Source organism: Sphingobacterium sp. LZ7M1, from assembly GCF_024296865.1.
In the GTDB taxonomy this organism is placed as follows: domain Bacteria; phylum Bacteroidota; class Bacteroidia; order Sphingobacteriales; family Sphingobacteriaceae; genus Sphingobacterium.
In genome coordinates, this window is record NZ_CP101134.1 from 2,996,073 (window position 1) to 3,018,984 (window position 22,912).

General features: G+C 40.2%; 15 protein-coding genes and 1 riboswitch. Of the genes, 9 read left to right on the forward strand and 6 right to left on the reverse strand.

Annotated features, from left to right (window positions below):
* The first annotated feature begins 368 nt into the window (after positions 1-368).
* Positions 369-1,304, forward strand: coding sequence for a hypothetical protein (locus NMK93_RS12970; RefSeq protein ID WP_185218321.1), 936 nt, complete (start codon positions 369-371; stop codon positions 1,302-1,304).
* 156 nt (positions 1,305-1,460) lie between these two features.
* Complete coding sequence (locus NMK93_RS12975; protein WP_185213824.1) at positions 1,461-2,489, forward strand: LacI family DNA-binding transcriptional regulator; 1,029 nt, start codon at positions 1,461-1,463, stop codon at positions 2,487-2,489.
* 46 nt (positions 2,490-2,535) lie between these two features.
* Here NMK93_RS12975 and NMK93_RS12980 read toward each other — a convergent pair whose 3' ends face one another.
* The 5 genes from NMK93_RS12980 to NMK93_RS13000 form a co-directional block, all read right to left on the reverse strand.
* Positions 2,536-3,006, reverse strand: coding sequence for a hypothetical protein (locus NMK93_RS12980; RefSeq protein ID WP_254527738.1), 471 nt, complete (start codon positions 3,004-3,006; stop codon positions 2,536-2,538).
* Positions 3,007-3,137: 131 nt separating this feature from the next.
* The gene (locus NMK93_RS12985; protein ID WP_254527740.1) at positions 3,138-4,586 is read right to left on the reverse strand and encodes a TolC family protein; all 1,449 of its coding nucleotides are present in this window, start codon (positions 4,584-4,586) and stop codon (positions 3,138-3,140) included.
* On the reverse strand, positions 4,576-7,737 hold the full coding sequence (locus NMK93_RS12990; protein ID WP_254527741.1) for an efflux RND transporter permease subunit: 3,162 nt from the start codon (positions 7,735-7,737) through the stop codon (positions 4,576-4,578). The genes NMK93_RS12985 and NMK93_RS12990 overlap by 11 nt, the downstream gene beginning before the upstream one ends.
* Positions 7,738-7,762: 25 nt before the next feature.
* Positions 7,763-8,845 carry an efflux RND transporter periplasmic adaptor subunit gene (locus NMK93_RS12995; RefSeq protein WP_254527742.1) on the reverse strand — a complete coding sequence of 361 codons (1,083 nt, stop codon included), beginning with the start codon at positions 8,843-8,845 and terminating at the stop codon, positions 7,763-7,765.
* Between the two features lie 172 nt (positions 8,846-9,017).
* Positions 9,018-9,422 (reverse strand): hypothetical protein, encoded by a 405-nt coding sequence (locus NMK93_RS13000; protein WP_185218326.1) that lies wholly within the window; start codon positions 9,420-9,422, stop codon positions 9,018-9,020.
* A 351-nt stretch (positions 9,423-9,773) separates the two neighbouring features.
* Here NMK93_RS13000 and NMK93_RS13005 point away from each other — a divergent pair, with 351 nt between their 5' ends.
* Entirely contained in the window at positions 9,774-10,301 is a 528-nt protein-coding gene (locus NMK93_RS13005) for a YceI family protein (protein ID WP_185218327.1), read from the forward strand.
* Between the two features lie 164 nt (positions 10,302-10,465).
* On the opposite strand, the gene NMK93_RS13010 is transcribed toward NMK93_RS13005, so the two are convergent.
* Positions 10,466-14,329, reverse strand: a complete 3,864-nt coding sequence (locus NMK93_RS13010; RefSeq protein WP_254527743.1) for a TIM-barrel domain-containing protein — start codon at positions 14,327-14,329, stop codon at positions 10,466-10,468.
* A 308-nt stretch (positions 14,330-14,637) separates the two neighbouring features.
* Here NMK93_RS13010 and NMK93_RS13015 point away from each other — a divergent pair, with 308 nt between their 5' ends.
* From NMK93_RS13015 to tenA, 6 genes are all read left to right on the forward strand, one after another.
* The gene (locus tag NMK93_RS13015) at positions 14,638-17,973 is read left to right on the forward strand and encodes a toll/interleukin-1 receptor domain-containing protein (protein ID WP_254527745.1); all 3,336 of its coding nucleotides are present in this window, start codon (positions 14,638-14,640) and stop codon (positions 17,971-17,973) included.
* Positions 17,974-17,976: 3 nt separating this feature from the next.
* The gene (locus NMK93_RS13020; RefSeq protein ID WP_185218330.1) at positions 17,977-19,665 is read left to right on the forward strand and encodes an NAD-binding protein; all 1,689 of its coding nucleotides are present in this window, start codon (positions 17,977-17,979) and stop codon (positions 19,663-19,665) included.
* A gap of 47 nt (positions 19,666-19,712) precedes the next feature.
* A riboswitch (TPP riboswitch) is annotated at positions 19,713-19,805 on the forward strand.
* A gap of 57 nt (positions 19,806-19,862) precedes the next feature.
* Positions 19,863-20,672, forward strand: a complete 810-nt coding sequence (thiM, locus tag NMK93_RS13025) for a hydroxyethylthiazole kinase (RefSeq protein WP_254527746.1) — start codon at positions 19,863-19,865, stop codon at positions 20,670-20,672.
* Positions 20,656-21,288 (forward strand): thiamine phosphate synthase, encoded by a 633-nt coding sequence (thiE, locus tag NMK93_RS13030; RefSeq protein WP_302328324.1) that lies wholly within the window; start codon positions 20,656-20,658, stop codon positions 21,286-21,288. The genes thiM and thiE overlap by 17 nt, the downstream gene beginning before the upstream one ends.
* Positions 21,285-22,124 (forward strand): bifunctional hydroxymethylpyrimidine kinase/phosphomethylpyrimidine kinase, encoded by an 840-nt coding sequence (gene thiD / locus NMK93_RS13035; protein ID WP_254527749.1) that lies wholly within the window; start codon positions 21,285-21,287, stop codon positions 22,122-22,124. Before thiE ends, thiD begins: the two co-directional genes overlap by 4 nt.
* Positions 22,111-22,764: a thiaminase II gene (tenA, locus tag NMK93_RS13040; protein WP_254527754.1), complete on the forward strand. Its 654-nt coding sequence runs from the start codon at positions 22,111-22,113 to the stop codon at positions 22,762-22,764. Before thiD ends, tenA begins: the two co-directional genes overlap by 14 nt.
* The last annotated feature ends 148 nt before the right edge of the window (positions 22,765-22,912 follow it).

A 22,912-nucleotide genomic window follows, 5' to 3' on the forward strand; every position in this document is an offset into this window, starting at 1 on the left:
CGATCCAGTTAGCCTAGCTATCTGCCATAGAATTCTATAAGGTCTTGGTTTCCATACCTCCAAACAGACCTCAAGAATAATGATTGATTTATACCCTTTTTTGATTTAGGATATCGATTTCGTCAAATTAATAGAAGCTTTACATTCCCTTTGACCAATAATCCTTTTTTTAATACAGTTGTATGCTTTAAACTATGCTGATTTGGCCTTCCCTTTCGCTATGCTTGGTAGTTATTGAAAAAAATCAAGAATATTCTTAACCTAGAATAAACTTTTACTCATTTCCATTGTCTATCTTTAAACAATTAGCGCTAGAAGAAATTAAAATAAAGCGCATTTAATGCCAACACACTAACTGATAACAGATTATGAAAAATTTCACTTTCCTATTCTTATTCCTATGCTTAAGCTTGTTTTTTACTAGCTGTGACAAGACCGAAGAAAAAATTGATTCTGAAGACCCATCCTTTCAACTCATTGAGAACCACAAGGAAATTAAAGGAAAAGTATCTTTCAATGGGGGGAATGAAAATTGCGGAAAAATTTATGTTTCGGCCCAAATTGAAGCTGCGGAAGGTAAATATGCTGAAATTACCTTTACCATACTCTCCAATGGTGAATTGGTATCCGTAAAGTACAACACAAACACTCCTACTGGACCTGGCGTTTTCTATTCCCAAACTATAGAGCCTAAAAAATCCTTTTCTATTGAAGACTTTAAATATGACCCCCAGAATCAAACGGTGTCATTTAAATTTAAGGGAAAGATTTTTGAATTCCCTAATGCTAAATCTGAAAGGGAAATCGAGGGATCCATCCAGGCCAAAGAGATTGGATCTGTGGGATGTGAAGCCCTCATTTTTGACATTAGAACCACTAATCCAAAATTTCAGTTCTTTTCGACAACAAGCTCTTCTGGTAAATCGCTCTCCAACGTTACGAATGAATATTATGATTACAGGTATAATACCTTTTCCAATTCAGGCCAACATTTGGTATTAAAATTAGAAAATGGCATATCCAGCTATTTGGGTCAAGAAATTGATCTTGATGTAGAAAACCAAAAAAACTGGGCTGAATATATGGAATACATAGGACCTTTTACTGCAAATTACAACTATAGTATAAATCCAGGAGAGTGGAAAAAATTTAAGGTCAAGGGAAAAATCCAATCCCTAAAAAAGCATTCAAATCCTCCAGAGAGTTTTGGAACTTATTACGAGGGTTTCATGGTTTTAGATATCTATGATAACGAGAAGCTGATCGTTGAAAATGCTGTCTTACCTTTCGAGCTAAGTAAATAAAAATCTTTAAGTAAAGGCTAAAAAAGACATCCAATTTAACTTAAATTGGATGTCTTTTTATTAAAAAGGAAGAATAAATTGCCAAAACCATTTAAAATTTGTTTATTTAAATTTTTAGAAATCTCCCTATCAGGATCATTTCAGGATGAACTAATTATGACAGAACGTAAGACTTTAAAGGATATTGCCAGAGACTTAAAACTATCTATTTCTACCGTTTCCAAGTCTCTATCAGATAGTTATGAAATCAGCGAGTCTACTAAAAAAATGGTAAAAGACTATGCTGAAAAACATAACTATGTCCCTAACAAGGTCGCTCGGACATTGAAAACAGGCAAGACCAACACGATTGGTGTCATCGTTTTTAATATCAGCAATACGTTTATCTCCCAAGTCCTTGATGGGATCCATAAGGGATCCCAAATTGATAAATATGATATCATCATCATGCAGAGCCGTGATGATGTCAATTTGGAAAAGCATGCCATTGAGGTGCTAAAGATGCGTGGAATTGATGGCCTTTTGATATCCCCTGTTTCTTTCAATTCAAACTATGAACAACTAAAGAGCCTACAGGATTCGGGGATCCCAGTGGTTCTATTTGACCGGGTAAACCATGACCTGCAAACCCATAAGGTTGGAATAGACAACCAACTGAGTGCCTATGATGCCACCGAACACCTCCTGAACTCTGGAAGGAAGAATATTTTACATATCACGGGTAAAAACATAGGAGTTTCGGAAGCCAGATTAGTAGGGTTCCAGAAATGCCTGAAAGACCATAAGATAGAATTTGATAATAATTTTTACCTAGAATGTGACTATAGCAAACATGATGAAATCGAAGATTCAATCATAAAAAAGCTGAACTATCTAAAATCTACAGGAAACATGGTCAATGCCATCTTTGGTGCAACCGATGACATCACCACCCTGACCTTGGGCATATTAGCTGAAATGAACATCAAGGTTCCCGAAGAGGTTTCAGTCATAGGTTTCTCCAATATTAGGATTCCAAACTCCCTTAACCCATCCCTTTCCACAGTGGTTCAACCTACAGAAGAGATTGGAATGATTGCCTTCCAAAAGTTAGTCGAGCTGATCAATGCCAAATACCCAATTGAAGAATATGAAACCATTGAACTAAAGACTAAATTGATCCCTAGGAAATCTTCAGTACTCTAAAAGCAAAAACACCTATAACAAAGTACAGGTGCTTTTAAATAATATCTTAAATTCTATAACGTAATCCTATAAAAATCGTAGATGGATCAATTCCTTCTGCTTCAAAATAAAACTTAGGTTTGTATCCCACAAAAGGAGAAAACTTCTTGATGTCGAACTGGAATCCAGCCAGCGCATTTATGATAATATCATTAGCATCCGTTCCGCGAATCCCTTCAAAACCTAATCCTGCCCCAACAAACACACTCGGCATCTTTTTCAAGAGCAATACGGTATATAGATAATCGGCACCTATATAGCAAACATCATAATCACCTAATCCTACCTGAGCTTGAATAGCTTGTCTTTCTCTGAAATCATATTTAGCATTGACCGAATATAGCTTGGCATAGGTGGGCGACTCCATGTTCCATTCTAAATGTGCTCCGATAGAAAATGGATTAGACTGGGCATTGGAATGCAAATGAATAATAGTAATTAGAGTTAACAAGAAAAGACTCTTTGTAATTTTAAGCATAATGATTTGTTAGTGGGTTAATAAATAATCGTCAAATATATAAAAATAACTACATCAACAATGCTAAAAATAAAAAGGGAGCAGAATTACCGCTCCCTTGAAAACTAACCCTAATAATATTAGAAGGAAGTTTATTTCCACCCCCCTCCTAATGCTTTATATACATTAACAACTGCATTGAGTTGTTGTTTTTTTGTTTCGATTAATTCGAGCTTTGCATCCAATACGTCCCTTTGTGTCATCAAAACTTCTAAATAATCTGCCCTTGCAGACTTGAAGAGTTCATTGGATACATCAATGGATTTATTCAATGCATCCACTTCTTGGTTCTTATAGACATATCCTTTCTCCAAATTGTCAATATTGGACAGCTGGGTAGATACTTCGGTGAAAGCATTCAACAGGGTCCGTTCATAATTATAGATGGCTTGGATCTGCCTTGCATTTGCGGAATTGAATTCCGCCTTGATGGCGTTCTTATTCAAAAGTGGTGCAGTAAGGTCCCCCGCTAAATTATATAACAAGGATTCCGGCAACCTGAAAAGATAAGATGGTTTAAATGCCTGAAGACCAAAAGCAGCTGAGATATCCAGTGAAGGATAGAATTCCTTTTTGGCCACCTGTACATCCAATTTTGACGCAGCAAGTTCATGCTCTGCCTGTAGGATATCAGGGCGGTTATTCAGCAATTGACTTGGAATCCCCGTTCTCACCGTTGCAGGAACTAGATCAATGAAATTAGCTTGGTTTCTTGCAATTTCCTGCGGATACCTACCTAAGAGAAAATTGATCCTGTTTTCCGTTTCCTTGATCTGTTGCAAGGTAGAAAATTCCATTCCCTTGGTTTTTGCAACCTCTGCCTCAAACTTTTTAACAGCCAATTCCGTTACCCGGGTTGCTTCCTTTTGGATCTTCACGACCTCCAAGGCTTTTTCCTGCAGCTGAATGTTCTGACGAATGATGGACAGTTGATTATCCAAGGCCAATAACTCATAATAGGAATTGGCCACTTCAGCAATCAGGCTGCTCAGCACAAAGTTCTTACCTTCCACGGTTGCCAAATAACGGTTTACCGCTGCCTGTTCAGAATCTTTTAACTTTCGCCAGATATCAACCTCCCAATGGGCAAAAACAGAAACATTTAGATCACCTAAGGGATCGGGCATCTCATGTCCAGGAGTAATTTCTGTGGAAGCATCACCTGCTCCTTGCGAGGTATAGCGACCCACTTTTTCGACTCCACCCCCAGCTCCAATGTCCACGATAGGTTTCAATGCTCCTTTTCGGAGCATGATATCATTCTTGGCAATCTCCAGTTCCTGAAGGGTAATGTTCAGTTCCTGATTATTCTTTAAAGCAGTATCGATCAAGGAAATCAGGTTTGGATCTGTAAAGAACTCCCTCCATTTCACGTTGCCTGAGTTTGTGGTATCTTGGCTGGCCAATGAATCCACAAAACTGGTCGGCATTACTTTATTTTCTTTCTTCTGCGTTGCCTGAGGCACTTTACAGCTTGATACAGAAAGTGCCAATATTCCGACGGCAACCCAATTGAAGTAGTTATATTTTTTATTTTCCATCGATTTCTTCAGATAAAGGGTTTTCGTCTTCTTGTTTAATCAATTTACGTTTGGAGGCGATTGTCCCGAAAATAAAGTACAATCCCGGGATCACAAGGACCCCGAAGATGGTACCGAACAGCATCCCTCCTGCCGCCGCGGTACCAATCGTTCGGTTCCCAATAGCACCTGGACCCGTAGCCAGGACTAATGGAATTAATCCTGCAATAAATGCAAATGAGGTCATCAAGATCGGTCTGAAACGGACTTTTGCACCTTCCATGGCTGCTTCAAAAATGCTCAGGCCTTCTTGATGTTTCTGAACAGCGAACTCCACGATCAACACGGCATTCTTACCCAGCAGACCGATCAGCATGACCAGTGCAACCTGCGCATAGATGTTATTCTCAAGATGCAGCAGTTTCAATAGGAAAAAGGCACCGAAGATTCCGACAGGTAGGGAAAGTATCACAGCAAATGGGAGGATAAAACTCTCATATTGCGCTGCCAAAATCAAATAGACAAAGCCTAAACAGATCATGAATATATAAATGGCCTGGTTACCACGGGCTACCTCATCCTTCGAAATACCGGCCCAATCAATGGCATAGCCACGTTGCAAGCTTTTCAGAGCAACTTCATTTACTACATTGATCGCTTCGCCAGAACTAAAGCCCTGTTTCGCTGACCCAGAAATCTCTGATGCCAAATACATATTATGTCGGGTAATCTCTGAAAGTCCATATACCTTTTCCATATGCATAAACTCAGAAAATGGCACCATTTCGCCTTTATCATTTTTGGCATATAGCTTTAAGATATCCTCAGGCAAGGCTCTATATTGAGGTAAAGCCTGAACCATGACCTTATATTGTCTATCGAACTTGATGAAGTTGGTTTCATAGTTCGATCCCACCAAGGTAGACAGGGTGGTCATCGCATTATCTATGGAAATACCCTTTTGTTGAGCTATTTCATTATCGATTTTTAAAAGGTATTGCGGAAAACTTGCACTAAAGAATGTAAATACAGATGCCAGTCCAGGCCTATTGTTCAACTCCTTTACAAAATCCTTGCTCACTTGTTCCATTTTCTGGAAATCATTGTTACCGGTTTTATCCAACAACCTTAATTCAAATCCTCCGGCTGCTCCATAACCAGGTACTGCTGGTGGTTGGAAGAACTCAATGGATGCTCCAGGAATGTTTTCAGCACTTTTCTCCAATTGCTCAATGATCTCTAAAGCTGATTCCTTCCTTTCTTCCCAACCTTTCAAATTGATCAATAGTGTCCCGGTATTTGCTGCCGTTCCTTCATTCAGGATTTCATAACCTGCAAGTGAAGAAACGGATGCTACACCATCGATATCCTCTGCTTCTTTCTGCAAATCCAATGCAGCCTTATTTGTCCGTTCCAAGGTTGATCCTGGTGGGGTCTGTATAATGGCATAAATCATCCCTTGGTCTTCATTGGGGATAAAGCCTGAAGGCACACTATTATTTAGGAAATAGGCTCCAATACAAAAACCGATCAATATCAGGAAGGTTAATATGCGTTTGTTTACAATCTTACTCAGCAACTTGACATAGCGGTTCTGCATATTGTCAAATCCTCTATTGAAGGAATCCAGGAATTTATCAACGATGGATTTCTTACGAGGCTTTCCATGGTTGTTCTTTAGGAGAATGGCACATAATGCCGGAGTCAAGGTCAATGCCACAATACCAGAAAGGATAATGGAGGTCGCCATGGTAATCGAGAACTGACGGTAAAAGATGCCGACAGGTCCCGACATAAAGGCTACAGGAATAAACACCGCAGCCATCAAAAAGGTAATCGCAATAATTGCACCTGCAATTTCATGCATAGCCTTTTTGGTTGCTTTATAGGCCGATACATGGTGTTCCTCCATCTTCTTGTGCACTGCCTCGATGACGACGATTGCATCATCAACGACCACCCCAATAGCCAGCACCAAGGCAAAAAGGGTGATCAAGTTGATGCTGATCCCAAAAAATTGCATAAACAAGAATGCTCCGATCAAAGACACAGGAACGGCAATCGTCGGGATCAAGGTCGATCGTAAATCCCCTAAAAACAGAAACACCACAAAAGCCACCAAAATAAAGGCTTCGACCAAGGTATGTACTACCTTTTCCATAGAAGCATCCAAGAATTTGGATACATCGTAACTTATCTCATAGTGCAGCCCTTTGGGAAAAGATTGCTGCAGCTCTTCCATTTTCGCCTTGACATCCTTGATTACCTGAGAGGCATTACTTCCATAGGATTGTTTCAGGACAATCGCTGCAGAAGGTCTCCCGTTCAAGGTGGAGTAGATATCGTACATGGCAGAACCGAAATGTATATCGGCTACATCTTTCAATCTCAAGATCTCCCCATTTGGATTTACCTTAAGGATGATATTGCCATATTCCTCCTCCGTCGTAAAACGCCCGGAATACTTTAGGATATACTCAAAGGATTGGGATTTTATACCCGAAGACTCACCGGCTCGACCTGGAGAAGCTTCTAGGCTCTGTTCCTCAAGGGCTTTCATCACTTCTTCTGAAGAAACCTTATAGGCTGTCATCCGATCGGGTTTCAACCAAATACGCATGGCATATTCCCTGTTTCCCAAGATATCGGCGACACCCACACCTGGAACACGCCTCAACTCTGACACCACATTGATATCGGCAAAGTTGTACATGAAATTCCCATCCAAATCCTTTTCGTCACTGTACATATTGATGTACATCAACATATTGGATTCCTCACGGGTTATTTTTACCCCTTCACGGACCACAATCGGTGGAAGCTTATTGACTACCGAAGCTACCCTGTTCTGTACATTGACGGAGGCTTGGTTAGGGTCGGTCCCTAAATCAAAAACGATCTGAATACTGGCTTCCCCATCATTTCCGGCATCGGAAGCCATATATTTCATGCCGGGCACCCCATTGATTGCCCTTTCTAATGGGATGATGACGGCTTTGATCATCAACTCTCCATTCGCACCTGGATATTCTGCTTTCACATTTACCTTCGGTGGAGAGATTGACGGAAATTGTGTTACTGGCAATTGTGTCATGGCCAATACCCCTAAGAATACGATAATAAGGGATATGACAATAGAAAGTACCGGTCTATTTATAAATCTGTTAAACATGTTATTCTATTTTTTTCCTTACAACTTATTCTGTTCTGATCTTTAAATTTGAGATGGCATCTTTCGGCTCCACATACTCATATTTGATCTTTTCGCCATCCTTAACTTTCTGCAATCCTTCTAGAAGGATCTTATCGTTCGGCGCAATTCCTCCCGCAACGACATATAGATCGGGTAGCGAAGCACTGATCTTGATCGGTTGCGAAACGACTTTTCCATCCTTGCCGATCATGAATACATACTTTTTATCTTGAACTTCGTAAGTTGCCTTTTGTGGAATCAATAGGGCACGCTTCATTGGAACTTTCATCAAGACCTTTCCAGTCTCTCCGTTCCGCAGTAATTTATTCGGGTTAGGGAATCGAGCACGGAAAGCGATATTACCGGTTTCGATATCGAACTCTCCTTCAATGGTTTCCACCATGCCCTTATGTTCTAACTCTTCATTGTTCGCCAACAATAGGGAAACGTGATTATCGGCACGGTTGGCCACATTGCGTTGATAATCTAGATACTCGGGTTCGGAGACATTGAAATAGGCAAACATCTGCGAGTTGTCCGACAAGCTCGTCAATAGCTCCCCTTCATCAACCAAACTTCCCAATTTCAATGGAATCCTATCAATCGTACCATCAAATGGTGCTCTAACCTCTGTAAAGTTTAAGTGTATTTTTGCTATAGCTGCCTCAGCCTTTGCCCGTTCCAGTTTCGCTTTTGCCATTGCCAGTTCATTCGGCGATACGATATTCTTATCAGACAGGTTTTGGGTATTCTGAACTTCGATCTGCGCGACTTCAACCTCAGCCATTTGTTTGTTCAGTTCGGCTTGGTACATGGTAGGCTTGATACGGAACAGCAATTGACCCTTTCTGACCGTTTGGCCTTCATCGACATAGATTTGCTCGAGATATCCTTTCTCCAGCGCACGCAATTCAATATTTCTTACAGATTTAATCTGGGACACATACTCTTTGTTAAAGCTCGTGTCAATTTCTGCCGGAGAGGTTACAGTGTATCTGAAAGCCTCTTCCTTTTCTTCTTTTTTTTCATTGCAAGACACTAGGCACAGTGCAGCCAGTGAACTCATGAGCATGACAACTCTCTTCATTTTGTTTTAAAGATTTTTTTAAAGTTTTTGAATGTAAAATGGGCTTGAACCCAAATGAGGGATAAGGACATTCAATAGTCAATGAAGATTGTTAGTGCTTAAGAAAATAATAATTAAGATACCATCAAATCAACAGCATAAAATGCCAATGACCATTGAAGTATCAAGGGTATTAAATTCTCAACGAGCGTAGAGAAATGAAAATAGGATTGGGATTATTATCGAGGATAAAATCCGTAGATTTCTGATGTGCTTTTTTTGGAAAAAACAACAAAAAAGAAAACGCAATCAGACAAGAATAGAAAGCCATCTGAAGATGATAGTCCTTCCACAGTTGGAAATCCTCAGATTCTTGTTCTAAAAGGATATGCTCTGCATGCCCTCCTAATCCATTAGAATTTGTTTGCGTGTATTTTAACTTTTGAAACTCATGTTGCTGAGCTGGGCTAATACTGCCAGCAAAGTTCTCCATAAAACTGATAGCGGGTCTATCAGAATGATTGATTACCTCATGACTGTTCCCACTCCTTATTAACAGGAAGAAGAAAAAAAGTACAAATGTGACAATCGTTTTCATTTGAAGGCAAATATACCATGTGGAATAATAATTCAAATGGCTTTAACAGATTTTAACCGTCATAATTCCGTCAGTAATTCATTATCAATTATTTAATTTTTATTATCAATCATTCCATTAGTGATAATTATGCCTTTTGTCGTAAATTTAACCTAGAGTAAAGACCAAGTTCAATATCCCTGTAAAGAGGAAATTTGAATAGCAGAGGAAATCGCAAATATATTCTTGCCTACTATTCTAAATATTTTAATTAACATTCCATTTCTTAACATACATCAATGTGCAAGAATAAATTTCCCCTCATCTTTGTTGAACAAAAACAAATAGAGAATAAATAAAGAGAATAATATTATGGCAAATTGGAACTTAGATACCGCACACAGCGAAATCGAATTTAAAGTAAAACACATGATGATCTCCACAGTAAAAGGTCATTTTGAAAACTTCAATGTTAGTGTAGAAAATAGCGAAGATGTACTAGATGCTGCAAAACATGTATCAGTAGAAATCAAAGCTGATTCCATCAACACTAAAAACAGCCAACGTGATCAACACTTAAAAAGTGAAGATTTCTTCGCTGTATCTCAATTCCCAGATATCAAATTTGTTTCCACTGGAATCGAAAAAGTAGATGACGATGAATTCAAATTAACTGGTGACTTAACTATAAAAGATGTGACCAAACCTGTTACTTTCGATGTAGAATTCGGTGGAATTGGTAAAGATCCTTGGGGCAACCAAAAAGCTGGCTATACCGTTACCGGTAAAATCAACCGTAATGACTTCGGATTAACTTGGAATGCTGCCCTTGAAACTGGTGGTGTAATGGTGAGTGAAGACGTGAAATTCCAAGCTGACTTACAATTCGTACTTGCATAATTGAATAATAAAAAAAACAGGAAAGGCCAGAGTGATCTGGCCTTTCCTGTTTTTTAGACTTAAGACATAAGATACAAGACAGTAGAATTTTCAGCCGTCCTAAAACAGCAGACTAAATTCAAACTTCCCCCCTTAGAAAGGCTCTTGTGTCTGATGTCTAGTGTCTATTGCCTTGAGCCTAGTGTCTTCATGCTCTTACTAACGATCATGACATCCTTGGCTTTCAAATTAAACTGACCAGCACGTTTTGCCTTCAATTTAATGGTTAGGATCAAACCATCTTTAGAGTTGATTACCTCCTTATCACCTAGGTTCACAAATGTTGGATATAGTGCCTTCTGACCATTGCTATGCAATCTGTCATTGGTCATATTGTTCATCTGTTTTGCGAGATGATTGTCAATTCCTACGAATTCAAAATCTTGAGGATTATATGGCAAGGCAAATGAGAATGCATTGACATCCTTCAAGTTATCTGCTTTCACGTGAACTTCCAAGATATCATCCTTGCTGAAATTAGATCTAGATGCAGAAACCTTCAGTGATCCTGAAAGCTCTTCCTTCGGATCTAACTCAACGCCCCCTTCTAACTTCGTAGCAACAGCTGAAATATCATACGCGTCAATCAACCCATTTTTGTTGATGTCTCCATTGCTTACGTAGCCCTCAAAGTCGGCATCTCCCATTCTCAAACCTGTATAGTTGGTATAGGAAGTCAGGTCATTGATATCGATCAATCGGTCATTATTGATATCACCAGGACGGTAACTATCCGTTCCAGGAACCTTAAACACATATAACTCCCTTCCAGAACCAAAATCTCCAACAGCTTTAGAAACTTTCAACTTCACAAACCTTGCTTTCGGCTGGTCCCTAAAGCTGAATTCCTTCATACTATCATTGTTCTCCCATTTGAAATCACCGGCTTCAGTCCACACCTCCTTATCATTGCTGAATTCCACCTTACCTTCCAACAAGATTCCATTTCCTCTTCCCGATCTTGGTAAATATTGAAACTTATCCAACTGGTTAAAACTGTTCAGGTCCACTATCAAATCAAATGGAACTGCCTTCTGTCCCCACTTCGTATGCCACATATTACCTTCATCAAAATCCACCAAATTATCAACTCCCTCTGATCCTTGATTAGGCACAGATGTTTCAGCAGATAATCCTGTTATGGCAAATTGCAATGGATTCGATTTGGTAGTCTGTTCAAATTCCTTCCAATCTGAAACACCGTCCTTGTTTACCGACCTGATCTTGAAATTATAATTGGTTTCAGGTTTCAATCCTTCAAACAGGAGATGATTGTCTTGGATATAACTATACTGCTGTCCATCAAATTCTATTTCATAATAGTCTGCATGCTCTACCCGATCCCATGTTGGCTCTAAAGTATAAGCCTTTGTCTTCTCCTCTGAAATGCTAACGGTACTCGGTGCGCTGAGTACCCCTGTCGATTTTTTAAAGCGATCGACTGGCGCATATTCAAAGCCTTGAATTGTTAAACTGATCGGATTTATGGTAACATCTGTTTCCTCAACTTTCACCAATAACTGTGGATTTTTAATGATCTCTGTTTGCTCAAATAGGGAGCCTTTGGTAGAGAAAGCATTCAAATTCGGCCTTCCCTCATAATAGTACACATTATTTGAACGCTCAAATTCTACCTTAGAATTCACCTCCTTCAGTTTTAAGTTTTTCTTTCCAACTTTCACCGCAATCTTCTTCGGCTTTTTGGTCATATTGACCCAAAATTCAGTGCTCTTTTCCTTATCAAAACCTTTAAAATCACCTTCGGCATTATGAACCAGAATCTTCACCTCTGCCTTCTTTTCAGCATCCGATTCAATACAGGTATAAACCCCCTCTTTATTTAGATAAGCTTGGGTAAAACCATCATCATCATATTCGTAGAAATGCGATTTCCCAGCAGGATAGATTTCATATATCCTGTGTTTTTTATTGATTTCCTGGACATTATTGTTAGGGTTTGTTCTTGGAATAATTGCTCCGGCCTTAATAAAGACCGGTGTTTTCCAGATTGGAGCATCAAAATTATTCACGATAGTATTCCCAGCATAGAGATCGCCAGAGAAATAATCTATCCAATTTCCTTCCGGAAGGTAAATACCATTACGGATATCATTCCCTAAGGAATCAACTTTGGTTTCCTGATAGATTGGAGCAACCAAAATAAAAGGTCCATACAGGAATTGATATTGCGTGGCAGAACCTTGGGTATAAGGGTTAGGATAATCCAGCATCATCGCGCGGATCATGGGTTTTCCATCAATGGCCTCCTTTGCTATACTGTATGCATAGGGCATAAGCTCAGATTTCAACTTCAGATAGTTTCTGTTGATCGATGTAAAAGGTTCACCTAGAGCATGTGGGTATTTTTCATTCGAACCCCAGCCGTCCATATTCAATTCCATCGGTGTAAAGGTCTTCCATTGGAAATCTCTTGTATTCACCTTTGTGTTCTTTCCGCCGAAAATACCATCCATATCGGAAGTGATATTAGGTTGCCCCGACAAACCAGAACCAATATAGGTCGGAATATGGAATCGTATATACTCCCATTGCCCTCCGGTCTGATCTCCAGACCAGATACCAGCATATCGTTGCGTACCTGCCCAGCCATCCAATGATATAATAAATGGACGTGCATCATTGCCATAATATGGCATGATATGTCCCACATCGGCAACACCGTTCAACCCGAAGGAATATCCCGCACCGACCCAGGCCACATCTGTTTTTAAAACACGAACCCCAGCATCACGAACCTCTTTCACGATATCCCTTTGCAGCAAGGCATCTATACTATCCTTTGGATGCAGATCTGATTGCGTCCAAAGCCCTATCTCCACGCCTTTTGAACGAGCGTATTCACCTAATGATTTAAGGTTTTGGATATTTCCATCTAATGTTTTCTCTTGCCCATATCCGGCTCCATATCCATCATTCGGCAATATCCAACCCAATGGCATGTCATGCTGTTGATACCGATCAATAACCGCTCTTGCTGAAAATTGATAATTGTTCTTTTCGCCGTTCAATGATTCCTTGGTACCGCCTTCATCCTTTTGGCTTTCCTTATACCGTTTCCCATCTTCGAATAAAACGCCTTTTTCATCTTCCTTCCAAAAGTCGCGGTTGTAGGCATTCAGGTGCCCTTCATAAAAACCAAACTTTGGCAACAATATGGGGTTTCCGGTTAACTGATAGAAATCGTTCAATACTCCGACCGGATTATCGCTGACCATAAAAAACAAGTCCAGATAATCGGTATCATGGCTAAGCTTTACCTTTCCTTTTTCAGTATTGCCAAAATCATACTTCCCTTTCTTAAAGGTGTACCACATCATACCGTAGCCTTTAGTTGACCAATAAAAGGGAGTTGGCGAGGCTACACCCCCATCTGTCCAATTATTGGTATTCTCGATAGCGATGGATTTTCCTTTATGGGAAAAACGACCGTTTTGCACACCACCACCATAAAAATATTCCGTGGGGTCTTCAGCTAATTGAAGACTAACTTTCTTCTTGTTGAATGCTATTGGGGCAATTGATTGGGTTACCAACTGCTTATTCTTGATGTTGTAGATCTTAAATAGGCCATTTGCTTTGCTGATTTCCATCGCGGCTTCCTTACTGGAAATAAACCATGAACCATCTTTCTCATTGACTTCAAAATTGTGCAGCTTCTTCCGAGGATTATTTACCAAGATCTGGGCAGCTGGCTCTGCCTGCGGGTCCCTCAGCACAGCAGATTTATTGTCCTGAAATAACCTGAAAATATTGTCAGCATAAAAATCAACCAATAATAATTGATCGTTACTGAATTTGATTTGGACTGTAGTGGGATTAATCTTCTGCACCGATTGAACCCGGACAGAATCTTCTTGAGTTTGTTGTTTTAATGTTCCTGCAGCAACAAAACTTGTCGCAGGAGATGCCGTGCTAAATAATAGCGATAAGCCCAAAGCCCAAAAGAGCTTTTGTTTGTTTCTATACATGCTATACGATCAAATAAAATACTTCTATCTGTTTATAATCGTATGTTTTAAAAAAGGTTTTTAAAGGTATAAAAGTTTAACAGTACTCTATATTTATTCCACAAATATTTTACAGAAATAAGGAGCCATCCCCCTGTTCATTAAAATCTACATATTAAGAATGATAATTAGCAGCAGCTCAAAACATGGAGTTAATTCAATAATTAAATTAAGTTAAAAGCCAGTTTTTATTCAATTTTTTTAAAAACTCTTGAAAAGGGATTGGTTTTTGTCATTTGAAATTCAAGATACTACCAAATAGCTATTACATGGAAAATCAAGAGCAAGACCTAAGTAAGAAGTATAAAGCTTTTATAAGTTATAGTCATAGTGATAATCAGGGTGAAGGTAGGAAATGGGCGGATTGGCTACACCATGCATTAGAAACCTATGAAATCCCTGAAGACCTTATCGGTAAGAAAAATGCTGCCGGCCAGGAAATCCCAAGACAGATTTACCCCGTTTTTCAGGATGAAAAGGAACTTTCGGCCAGTTCTAGCTTGAGCAGTTCCCTGACCTCAGCACTCGACCGTTCTGAATTCCTGATCTATTTAAGCTCTCCAAGATCAGCCAGATCAACTTATGTACGGGACGAAATCAGGTATTTCAAACAGACGGGCAAATCCAAACAGATCATGGCTTTGATCCTAAAAGGTGAGCCTGAATATGGCGATACACATACCGAAGCACAATGTTTCCCTGATGAACTGCGATATAACATTGATCAAAATGGACAGGTAATCAAAGATCAACCAGAGGAAGTACTTGCTGCTGATGTCCGTATTCCACATACACAGGACGAAGGATTCACCACTGCCGAAGGCTATCGCCGGTATTTGCACGAACAAGGAATAGCTAACCACCTCATCAAAAACCAGGTCGAGGAATACAAGAAAAGATTGGACCTCGCCTTGTTGAAAATAATATCCGGAATATTGGGCGTACCATTGGGGGAATTGACCAAGAGGGACCAAGCCTACCAATTGGAGAAAATAAAACAGAAGAACAAAAATATCAAACGCATTGCAACGGCGATTGCTGCCTTGGGTATCCTAGCCATCATTGCCGGTATTTTTGCCTGGAACCAAAGAAACTCCGCATTGCGCAATCTTGCAAAATCATTGTATGCTTCAGGAATCAATAAATTGACCGAAAGCGAATATGGTGATGGCGCCGCATATATTGCGGAAGCAACCCGAAGAGGTGATGAAAGTGCAGAACTTTTTGCACACTCCATGTTGTCGGTCCAAGATGATCTTACCAGAATGCCAAATGTCAATTACGGTGTAACGCGCTTCTCCCCTGATGGCAAATGGTTGGTTGGGTTCGCCAGTGCCGGAAACAATTTGAATGTACTCCAAGTTTGGGATGCCGTTGACCGGAAACTTATTAAACAACGGGATGATATCACCGCAATCCAAACCCGCTACCCGCTGTTCGATGGACAGAACAGGGCATATGTTACCACAACGAACAGCAATATCGTCAGATACGATATTGAAAAGGACCAAAAAGAGGAACTTCGATTAAATCCGGACAGCTCCTTTATTGCCATAATAGCTGTTTCTCCAGACGCTAGATATATCGTATTCAATAAAAGGTCACGGGAAGTCGTACTTTTCAATACGGAAACAAAACAAGAACAGGTCATTTCGGCAACAGAGCAGATTGCTCCATCTTCTGCATATATTGACAATAGCTCCAAAACTCTATTTGTGGAGCGTCTATTTCCAGAAGATTCTGAAGTTAGCATCTATGACCTAGCTGTAGTCGACCCTAAACCAGTCTTTAAAAAACACTTCAAATCTGGAATCAAGACACCGACCTTCAGTAATGATGGAAACCAAATTGCCTTTCACAATGCTGATGGAACGAATTATTTCAACAAATCCAATGGCGTTCAATGGTCTGCCCCATCAGCCATGTTGGTCAGGTTTACCGGCTTCACCGGTAATGGTAATCTATACCAAGGAAATGATTCCCAGATCAACCAGATCAATACGTCGAACGGATCCATTACCAAAACCAGTAAATTACCAGAAAACATCTTCTTTTTCAGCAACATGATGAAGATTATGGAACAAGATGCTACAAATGCAGAAACCAACTCACCAGATTGGACCCAATCTTTGGTAAGTGGAAATTCACAGACCTTTATTGAAAACAAAAAGGGCGACCCCTTAAGAGTGGCACAGTTCTATGAAACCAAAGATCTTGCCCATATTGAGCCAGGTATTACCGATGATTCTGCATTCTTACGATACAGAGCTGGAAAGTCAGTGGAAAAGATGGATCTTAAGACTGGCGAAAAAACCAAAAACTTTATTCAAGTACCCGAAGAGGTAACGGTTCACCTAGTACTCCACAAAACTAAACGGATACTTGTTAAGGGCAAAAGTGGTAAAACCTACTTCTTTGATGCCAGCACGGGAAAACCAGTTGGAAAGCCATTTGATTCTCAAGCGAAACTTTACATCTTCAATAAGGAGGAAACCCAAGTCCTCGCAAGGACCGGTAAGAACAGCTTTGCATCTTGGGATATTGAAACCGGAAAACAGAACATCAATTATACGCAGGAACAGGATATCGCTGGTTTTACGGTTAGCCCAGATTACAGATCAGTGATTTTAGTAAATCCTGATGGCTGGAAAGTGGTGGATATTGCTTCTAAAAAAGTCCTAATCGAAGGAAAGGACGCTTTGAGCAGTGGCGCTTTCAGTCCTAATTCTCAATACTTGATCAAGGTCAGTTCTACCGGCGATGCACAGGTATTAGAAACCAAAACCTATAAACCTATTTTGGAAATGAAAACCATCGCTACGCCGTTTATGGTCTTCAATAACCAAGGAAATATATTGGCCCTTTCTGAAGACGCCACCCATATGCGCTTATGGGATTTGGAGGACAAAAAATCATTTGGCCAAACTATCCGCATCAGCAAAAACACACAATATTTCCATTTCTCGGATGATGACAAGCAGATCTTTGTACAGGATGACGGTGAAGGAATGCGTTATGCAGCAAAGGTGGTTGATGCAAAAACCGGAAACATCCTGACTATGCCCTTTATCAACCAGCGATTTGATCAGATCAATGTAATGCCAGGCGACAAAAGGTTAATGACCATTGAATCACTCATGAATGGCATCGCCATCAATATCTGGGAAGTTCCAGGACAGGTCAGCATGTCCAAAGACCAATTGGCTAGAGATTTGGAGAAATTCTATGGTAAAAAATATGACAATGAAACCGGAGCAATCCTGAACTATATTGATACGACCGGCACCTATGACACCTGGTATTTTGAAGATCCATTCGTCAGGTCAGTATCCCCTAGCTCCAACGTCAAGATTACCGATATCTTGAAGAAAAACTACCCTATCCAAAATGAGGCGAACCTTCAATTGTTGGCAGTGACCTATGACTACCATCCGTTGGCCAGGGCTATGGTTGCCAATTATTTCAGCAGTAAGCCTGAAACGAAATTGATAGGTCAGCGTATGGTTGACATTACAGAAAAACAATTGATCAAGATCAAGAACAAAGAACTGAAATCTGAAGTTGAAACGCTCCTAAAAGAAGCAAAACAGAACTTAAGCAAATAAAGAATGAATTTGACAAGAAGACAAAAAGGTCTATTGGGAATAGCATTTGTATGCTTTTTGATAATATTATCTTGGATCGGTTTATCCAAGTTCTTTCCTGAGAGCAACTCCTTGAGGTACCTACCTGATCGGATTTACCGCATCATCAAAATCGTATTCGGTGGCGACCCTTCAGGTTCAGGCCTAGAAGCTGAAAATGTACCCTGGGAATTGATCCTAGCTAAGATATGTGCCATTGGCATTCTGCTTTTCGGTGCCTACAAGATTATTCAAAAGGTATTCTCCGAACAGTTCAATCTCTTAAAGGCTTCTTTCAAACAGAACCATGTCATCTCTGTGGGTATCTCAAAAAAAGGTAGGCAACTTTTTCAAAGCCTAAAGGAAGACTATAAGCAAAAAGGAATTGCCATTGAAAAGGAAACAGAGCATGCCGACATCAATTCTGTAAAAAAACAGGGCCACTTAGTGATTATCGGAAATGCCGAAGAAGAAAGTACCCTACTGGAAGCAGGGATCAAACGCGCCTCTTCCCTGATCGTCTTCCTAGAAAATGAGCAAACCGTAATTGAAATCATTGAATCTGTTCAAGATATCTACGATAGATCAAAATGTCAGAACGACTTGCATTGCTTTTTACATATCAGCAACCCAAGGTTGATCGACTTGGTCAAGAACACCGGAATCCATTTAGATAACAACCAAATCCAACTTCGATTCTTCAACATCCACAAGATGTTGGCAAGGCAGTTTTTTTCGCAATTTCCAATAGATCTACAGCGATCCGGTAAGGAACTTTCCGATATCAATAAAATCGTATTTTTAGGCTATGGGGATTTCGCAAAAGCCATGTTGGTCCAAGCCATGAGGATTTTCCATATTTCTGTCGAAAATGACCTGAAAATTGCTGTTTATTCCGAGCAAGCTGAAAAAGACAGGAATTACTTCAACGAGCAATATCCTAAAGCCAATAAGATTTTTCCTATTGAATTCCATAATTTTCAAGGAACCTACAATGAGCTGGTATCTAGGGAGGAATTATTGGATAAAGGCAATGAAACTTTGTTCATTACTGCTTTCGACCAGGACCAAACTAATCTCAATACCGCTTTGGAACTCTTGGACAAAACCCAGAATAGTAAATTCCCGATCTATGTGCTCAATGCTGAAGGAAAAGGTTTGCGGAAGTTGATCCGCTATTCGGAAGAAAGCGATAGGATAAAATTCTTTGGTCAGATGGAAGATATCTGTAACCTTGAATTTATCACGGGCAATAAATTGGACAAATTAGCCCAGGCCATCCATGATGATTATAGAAAATTACTTTCCGGTACCAGTTCAGAAAGTGCCCGATACACTTCTGATTGGTTAACCCTGAGCGAAGATGCAAAAGATGCCAGCCGAGCGCAGGCAGACCATATTCCCTATAAGTTTTTATTGACCCATAAAGAATGGCCAGTAAACCAGCCGGATGCAATAGCTTTCAGTGAGGATGAAGTGGAAACCTTGGCCATTATCGAGCATAACCGCTGGATGGCACACCGATATATCAATGGTTGGGACTATGGAGAAGTACGAAATGATGAGCTTAAATTCCACCCTTCCCTGATTCCTTGGGAAATCTTGAGCGAAAGTGAAAAACAGAAAGATCGAGACACCATCCTTAGAATTAAGATTCTTTTGAACGAAAAATAAAGCTATAGCCCAAGAATTTGTCTTTGCAGATTGTTTGGGCTATATTTGATTGGCTTTAGGGGTATTCTAATAGGAATTGAGACAGACCCTTTGAACCTGATACGGTTAAAACCGTCGTAGGGAAAAGCAAAATTGCTTGGCAAACCTAATTGCCTATTCCCTCCCTTCAGCCATTATTGTTTTTAATTTTTCAAATAATGGAAAACGACATTTATCATTTATTGACTCAAGTCCGAGAAAAATCTCCACTCGTTCAAAACATTACAAATTTTGTGGTCATGAACAATACCGCAAATGCCCTTCTGGCACTTGGTGCATCTCCAATTATGGTCCATGCCGAAGAGGAATTAGAGGAAGTCCTCAGTTTCTGCAATGCCCTTGTCATCAACATCGGTACCCTAAGCAAACCATGGGCAGAAAATATGATCCTGGCCACAAAGCTGGCCAACAAATTAGCTAAACCTTGGGTATTGGATCCGGTTGGTGCAGGTATCTCTACCCTACGCAATGAAACGCTAAAATCTCTATTGGAATTAAAACCAACGGTCATTCGTGGGAATGCTTCGGAAATTATCGCCCTTCAGAACTTTAACAATAAAAGTGCTAAAGGTGTGGACAGCACCCAATCAAGCAGCTCGGCCCTAGATGCCGGAAAGTTACTGCAAGAGGAAACGGGATCCATAGTTTGTATTTCCGGTGCCACTGATTATGTCATTTCAAAGAATGAAATCACCGAAATCAAAAACGGCACCTCCGTGATGACCAAGGTAACTGGAATGGGCTGTACGGCTTCCGCAATTACCGCAGCATTCATTGGCTTAGCAAAAGACCCCTACCAAGAAGCTGTCGCTGGTATTGCCATCACTAGTCTTGCAGGCGAATTGGCTGCCAAAATATCGAAAGGCCCAGGTAGCCTTCAGCTCAATTTTTATGACATCCTTTACAATCTTGCCAAAGAACAGATTTTAGGTAACCTAAAACTAAAAAAATATGCCAATCCATCCTGATTTCCCCTATCCCCTTTATTTGGTGATTTCAGAAAAAGATTGTGTTAAAATGAATTGGCTGCAAGTTGCGGAAGAAGCCATATTTGGCGGGGTGGATATCATTCAATTGCGTGAAAAAGAACTCAGCCATACGGAATATTTGAACAAGGCAAAGGCACTGAAAAAAATTACAGACCAATACCAGATTCCTCTGATCATCAACGATGCTCCTGAAATTGCAGTTGAAATCCAAGCTTGGGGCGTTCATGTTGGCCTTTCGGATACACAGCCCCTGGACATAGCTGAAAAATATGGAGATATCCTGAAAATTGGCTGGTCATTGGAATACCAAGATCAACTGGAAAGTCCTCAAATGGACCCAACCCATCATCTGGGGCTCAGCCCTATTTTTAAAACAGCGACAAAGACCAATACTGTGACCACTTGGGGTATTCACGGTATACAAGAAATAAAACTAAAAACCGATAAACCGCTGATCGCTATCGGTGGTATGAAGCAGGACAATGCTGGACAGGCATTTCAAGCTGGCGCAAATTCCATTGCTGTCGTTTCTGCAATTTGCGGCAGTTCAGACCCAAGAAAAGCAGCCGAACTGTTGAAAGGATTATTAAAATGAAAGAAAACAAAAAATATAAAGTACCAACTGTTCTCAGTATAGCGGGCTTTGATGGCAGCGGTGGTGCCGGCATCCAAGCTGACACCAAAACCATTTCATCCCTAGGCTGCTATGCCATGAATGTTTTGACGGCATTGCCGGTACAAAATACCCAAGGGGTGAAGAACATTTTCGACATCCCTGTTGAGGCTGTAAAGGAGCAATTAGATTGTCTCTTTGAAGATATCTATCCCGACAGCATCAAAATAGGGATGGTACATAATAGCAAATTGGTCGAAACCATTGCTAATTCCCTGAAAGATTATAAAGGCAGTATCGTCTTTGACCCGGTTATGGTTTCCACTAGCGGACATCGGCTGATCCATGAAGAAACCATAGCGGCCATTAAAGAACTATTGTTTCCGATAGCCCAAATCATTACCCCTAATCTTGATGAAGTTTCCGTATTGGTGGGTAGAGAAATCAGCAGCGTACATGCGATGGAAGAAGTCGCTGATGAAATCTTAAGTTTAGGCTGTAATGCTGCACTATTAAAAGGTGGACATCTTCAAAGCGATATACTCACCAGTATATTGATCCAGAAAAACCATGCAGCGCAATATTTCGATTCTAAACGTGTGAATACCAAGAACACACACGGCTCAGGCTGTTCGCTTTCCTCTGCCATTGCATCATTCCTTGCCCGTGGCTATCACTTGGAACAATCCACCGAAAATGCTCTCATGTATATCAACAGTGCCATAAAAGGAAGCAAAGATCTGCTGATAGGAAAAGGAAATGGACCACTGAATCACTTTTTTAACCCTCAAAGACTCATTAAATATGAAATGGACTGATCAAGCTTGGGAAGCTATCCAACCCATCTATCATGAAATATTGAAAATGCCCTTTATCGAAGAATTGAAAAACGGAACCCTCCCATTGGAAAAGTTTCAGTTCTATATGCTTCAGGATGCCAAATACCTCGAACATTATGGACGAGCACTTGCGGCACTCGGTTCAAAGGCAGAGGACAATGAAATGGCCTTGGACTTCTTTGAATTTGGCAAGAATGCCTTGATCGTGGAAAGAGCTTTACATGAGGCTTATTTCAAGCAATTCAAGCTTGAACCCAATCAAGAGATTACGATAGAGCCCGTTTGTCACCATTATATTCACTTCTTGAAAAGTACGGTGGCCTATGATCCCATAGAGGTAGCTACGGCAGCCATCTTACCTTGCTTTTGGATTTACAAAGAAGTGGGAGACCATATCTATCAAAACCAGAATACAGATAATAACCCTTACAAGAATTGGATTGAGACCTATAGTGGCGATGAATTTGCCGAAGGTGTGAAAAAAGCCCTACAGTATAGTAATTACATGGCAGAAAACAGCACAGATAAAGGTAGAAAAGCCATGCTTGAAGCCTTTATTGCCGCAAGTAGATTGGAATTTAATTTCTGGGATGCTGCTTATCGGAATATAAAATGGTAAGCAATTCTTGAATTTTGGGCCAACTATTAAGTTACAAAAAAAGTACAATATTAGCGCGGTAAAGATCATTTATTAACGTAATTAATCTCCTGTTTTTGGCGCAATGCAAACATGATATTTGAGTAAAGGATTAAGCAAACCATTAAAA

What these genes read in the sequence shown, in the direction of transcription:
- NMK93_RS13000 (WP_185218326.1), bottom strand. Translation starts at nt 9,422, where the DNA reads ATGAAAACGATTGTCACATTTGTACTTTTTTTCTTCTTCCTGTTAATA.
- NMK93_RS13015 (WP_254527745.1), top strand. Translation starts at nt 14,638, where the DNA reads ATGGAAAATCAAGAGCAAGACCTAAGTAAGAAGTATAAAGCTTTTATA.
- NMK93_RS12985 (WP_254527740.1), bottom strand. Translation starts at nt 4,586, where the DNA reads ATGGAAAATAAAAAATATAACTACTTCAATTGGGTTGCCGTCGGAATA.
- NMK93_RS12980 (WP_254527738.1), bottom strand. Translation starts at nt 3,006, where the DNA reads ATGCTTAAAATTACAAAGAGTCTTTTCTTGTTAACTCTAATTACTATT.
- tenA (WP_254527754.1), top strand. Translation starts at nt 22,111, where the DNA reads ATGAAATGGACTGATCAAGCTTGGGAAGCTATCCAACCCATCTATCAT.
- NMK93_RS13010 (WP_254527743.1), bottom strand. Translation starts at nt 14,329, where the DNA reads ATGTATAGAAACAAACAAAAGCTCTTTTGGGCTTTGGGCTTATCGCTA.
- NMK93_RS13005 (WP_185218327.1), top strand. Translation starts at nt 9,774, where the DNA reads ATGGCAAATTGGAACTTAGATACCGCACACAGCGAAATCGAATTTAAA.
- NMK93_RS12995 (WP_254527742.1), bottom strand. Translation starts at nt 8,845, where the DNA reads ATGAAGAGAGTTGTCATGCTCATGAGTTCACTGGCTGCACTGTGCCTA.
- thiD (WP_254527749.1), top strand. Translation starts at nt 21,285, where the DNA reads ATGAAAGAAAACAAAAAATATAAAGTACCAACTGTTCTCAGTATAGCG.
- NMK93_RS12990 (WP_254527741.1), bottom strand. Translation starts at nt 7,737, where the DNA reads ATGTTTAACAGATTTATAAATAGACCGGTACTTTCTATTGTCATATCC.
- NMK93_RS12975 (WP_185213824.1), top strand. Translation starts at nt 1,461, where the DNA reads ATGACAGAACGTAAGACTTTAAAGGATATTGCCAGAGACTTAAAACTA.
- NMK93_RS13020 (WP_185218330.1), top strand. Translation starts at nt 17,977, where the DNA reads ATGAATTTGACAAGAAGACAAAAAGGTCTATTGGGAATAGCATTTGTA.
- thiM (WP_254527746.1), top strand. Translation starts at nt 19,863, where the DNA reads ATGGAAAACGACATTTATCATTTATTGACTCAAGTCCGAGAAAAATCT.
- NMK93_RS12970 (WP_185218321.1), top strand. Translation starts at nt 369, where the DNA reads ATGAAAAATTTCACTTTCCTATTCTTATTCCTATGCTTAAGCTTGTTT.
- thiE (WP_302328324.1), top strand. Translation starts at nt 20,656, where the DNA reads ATGCCAATCCATCCTGATTTCCCCTATCCCCTTTATTTGGTGATTTCA.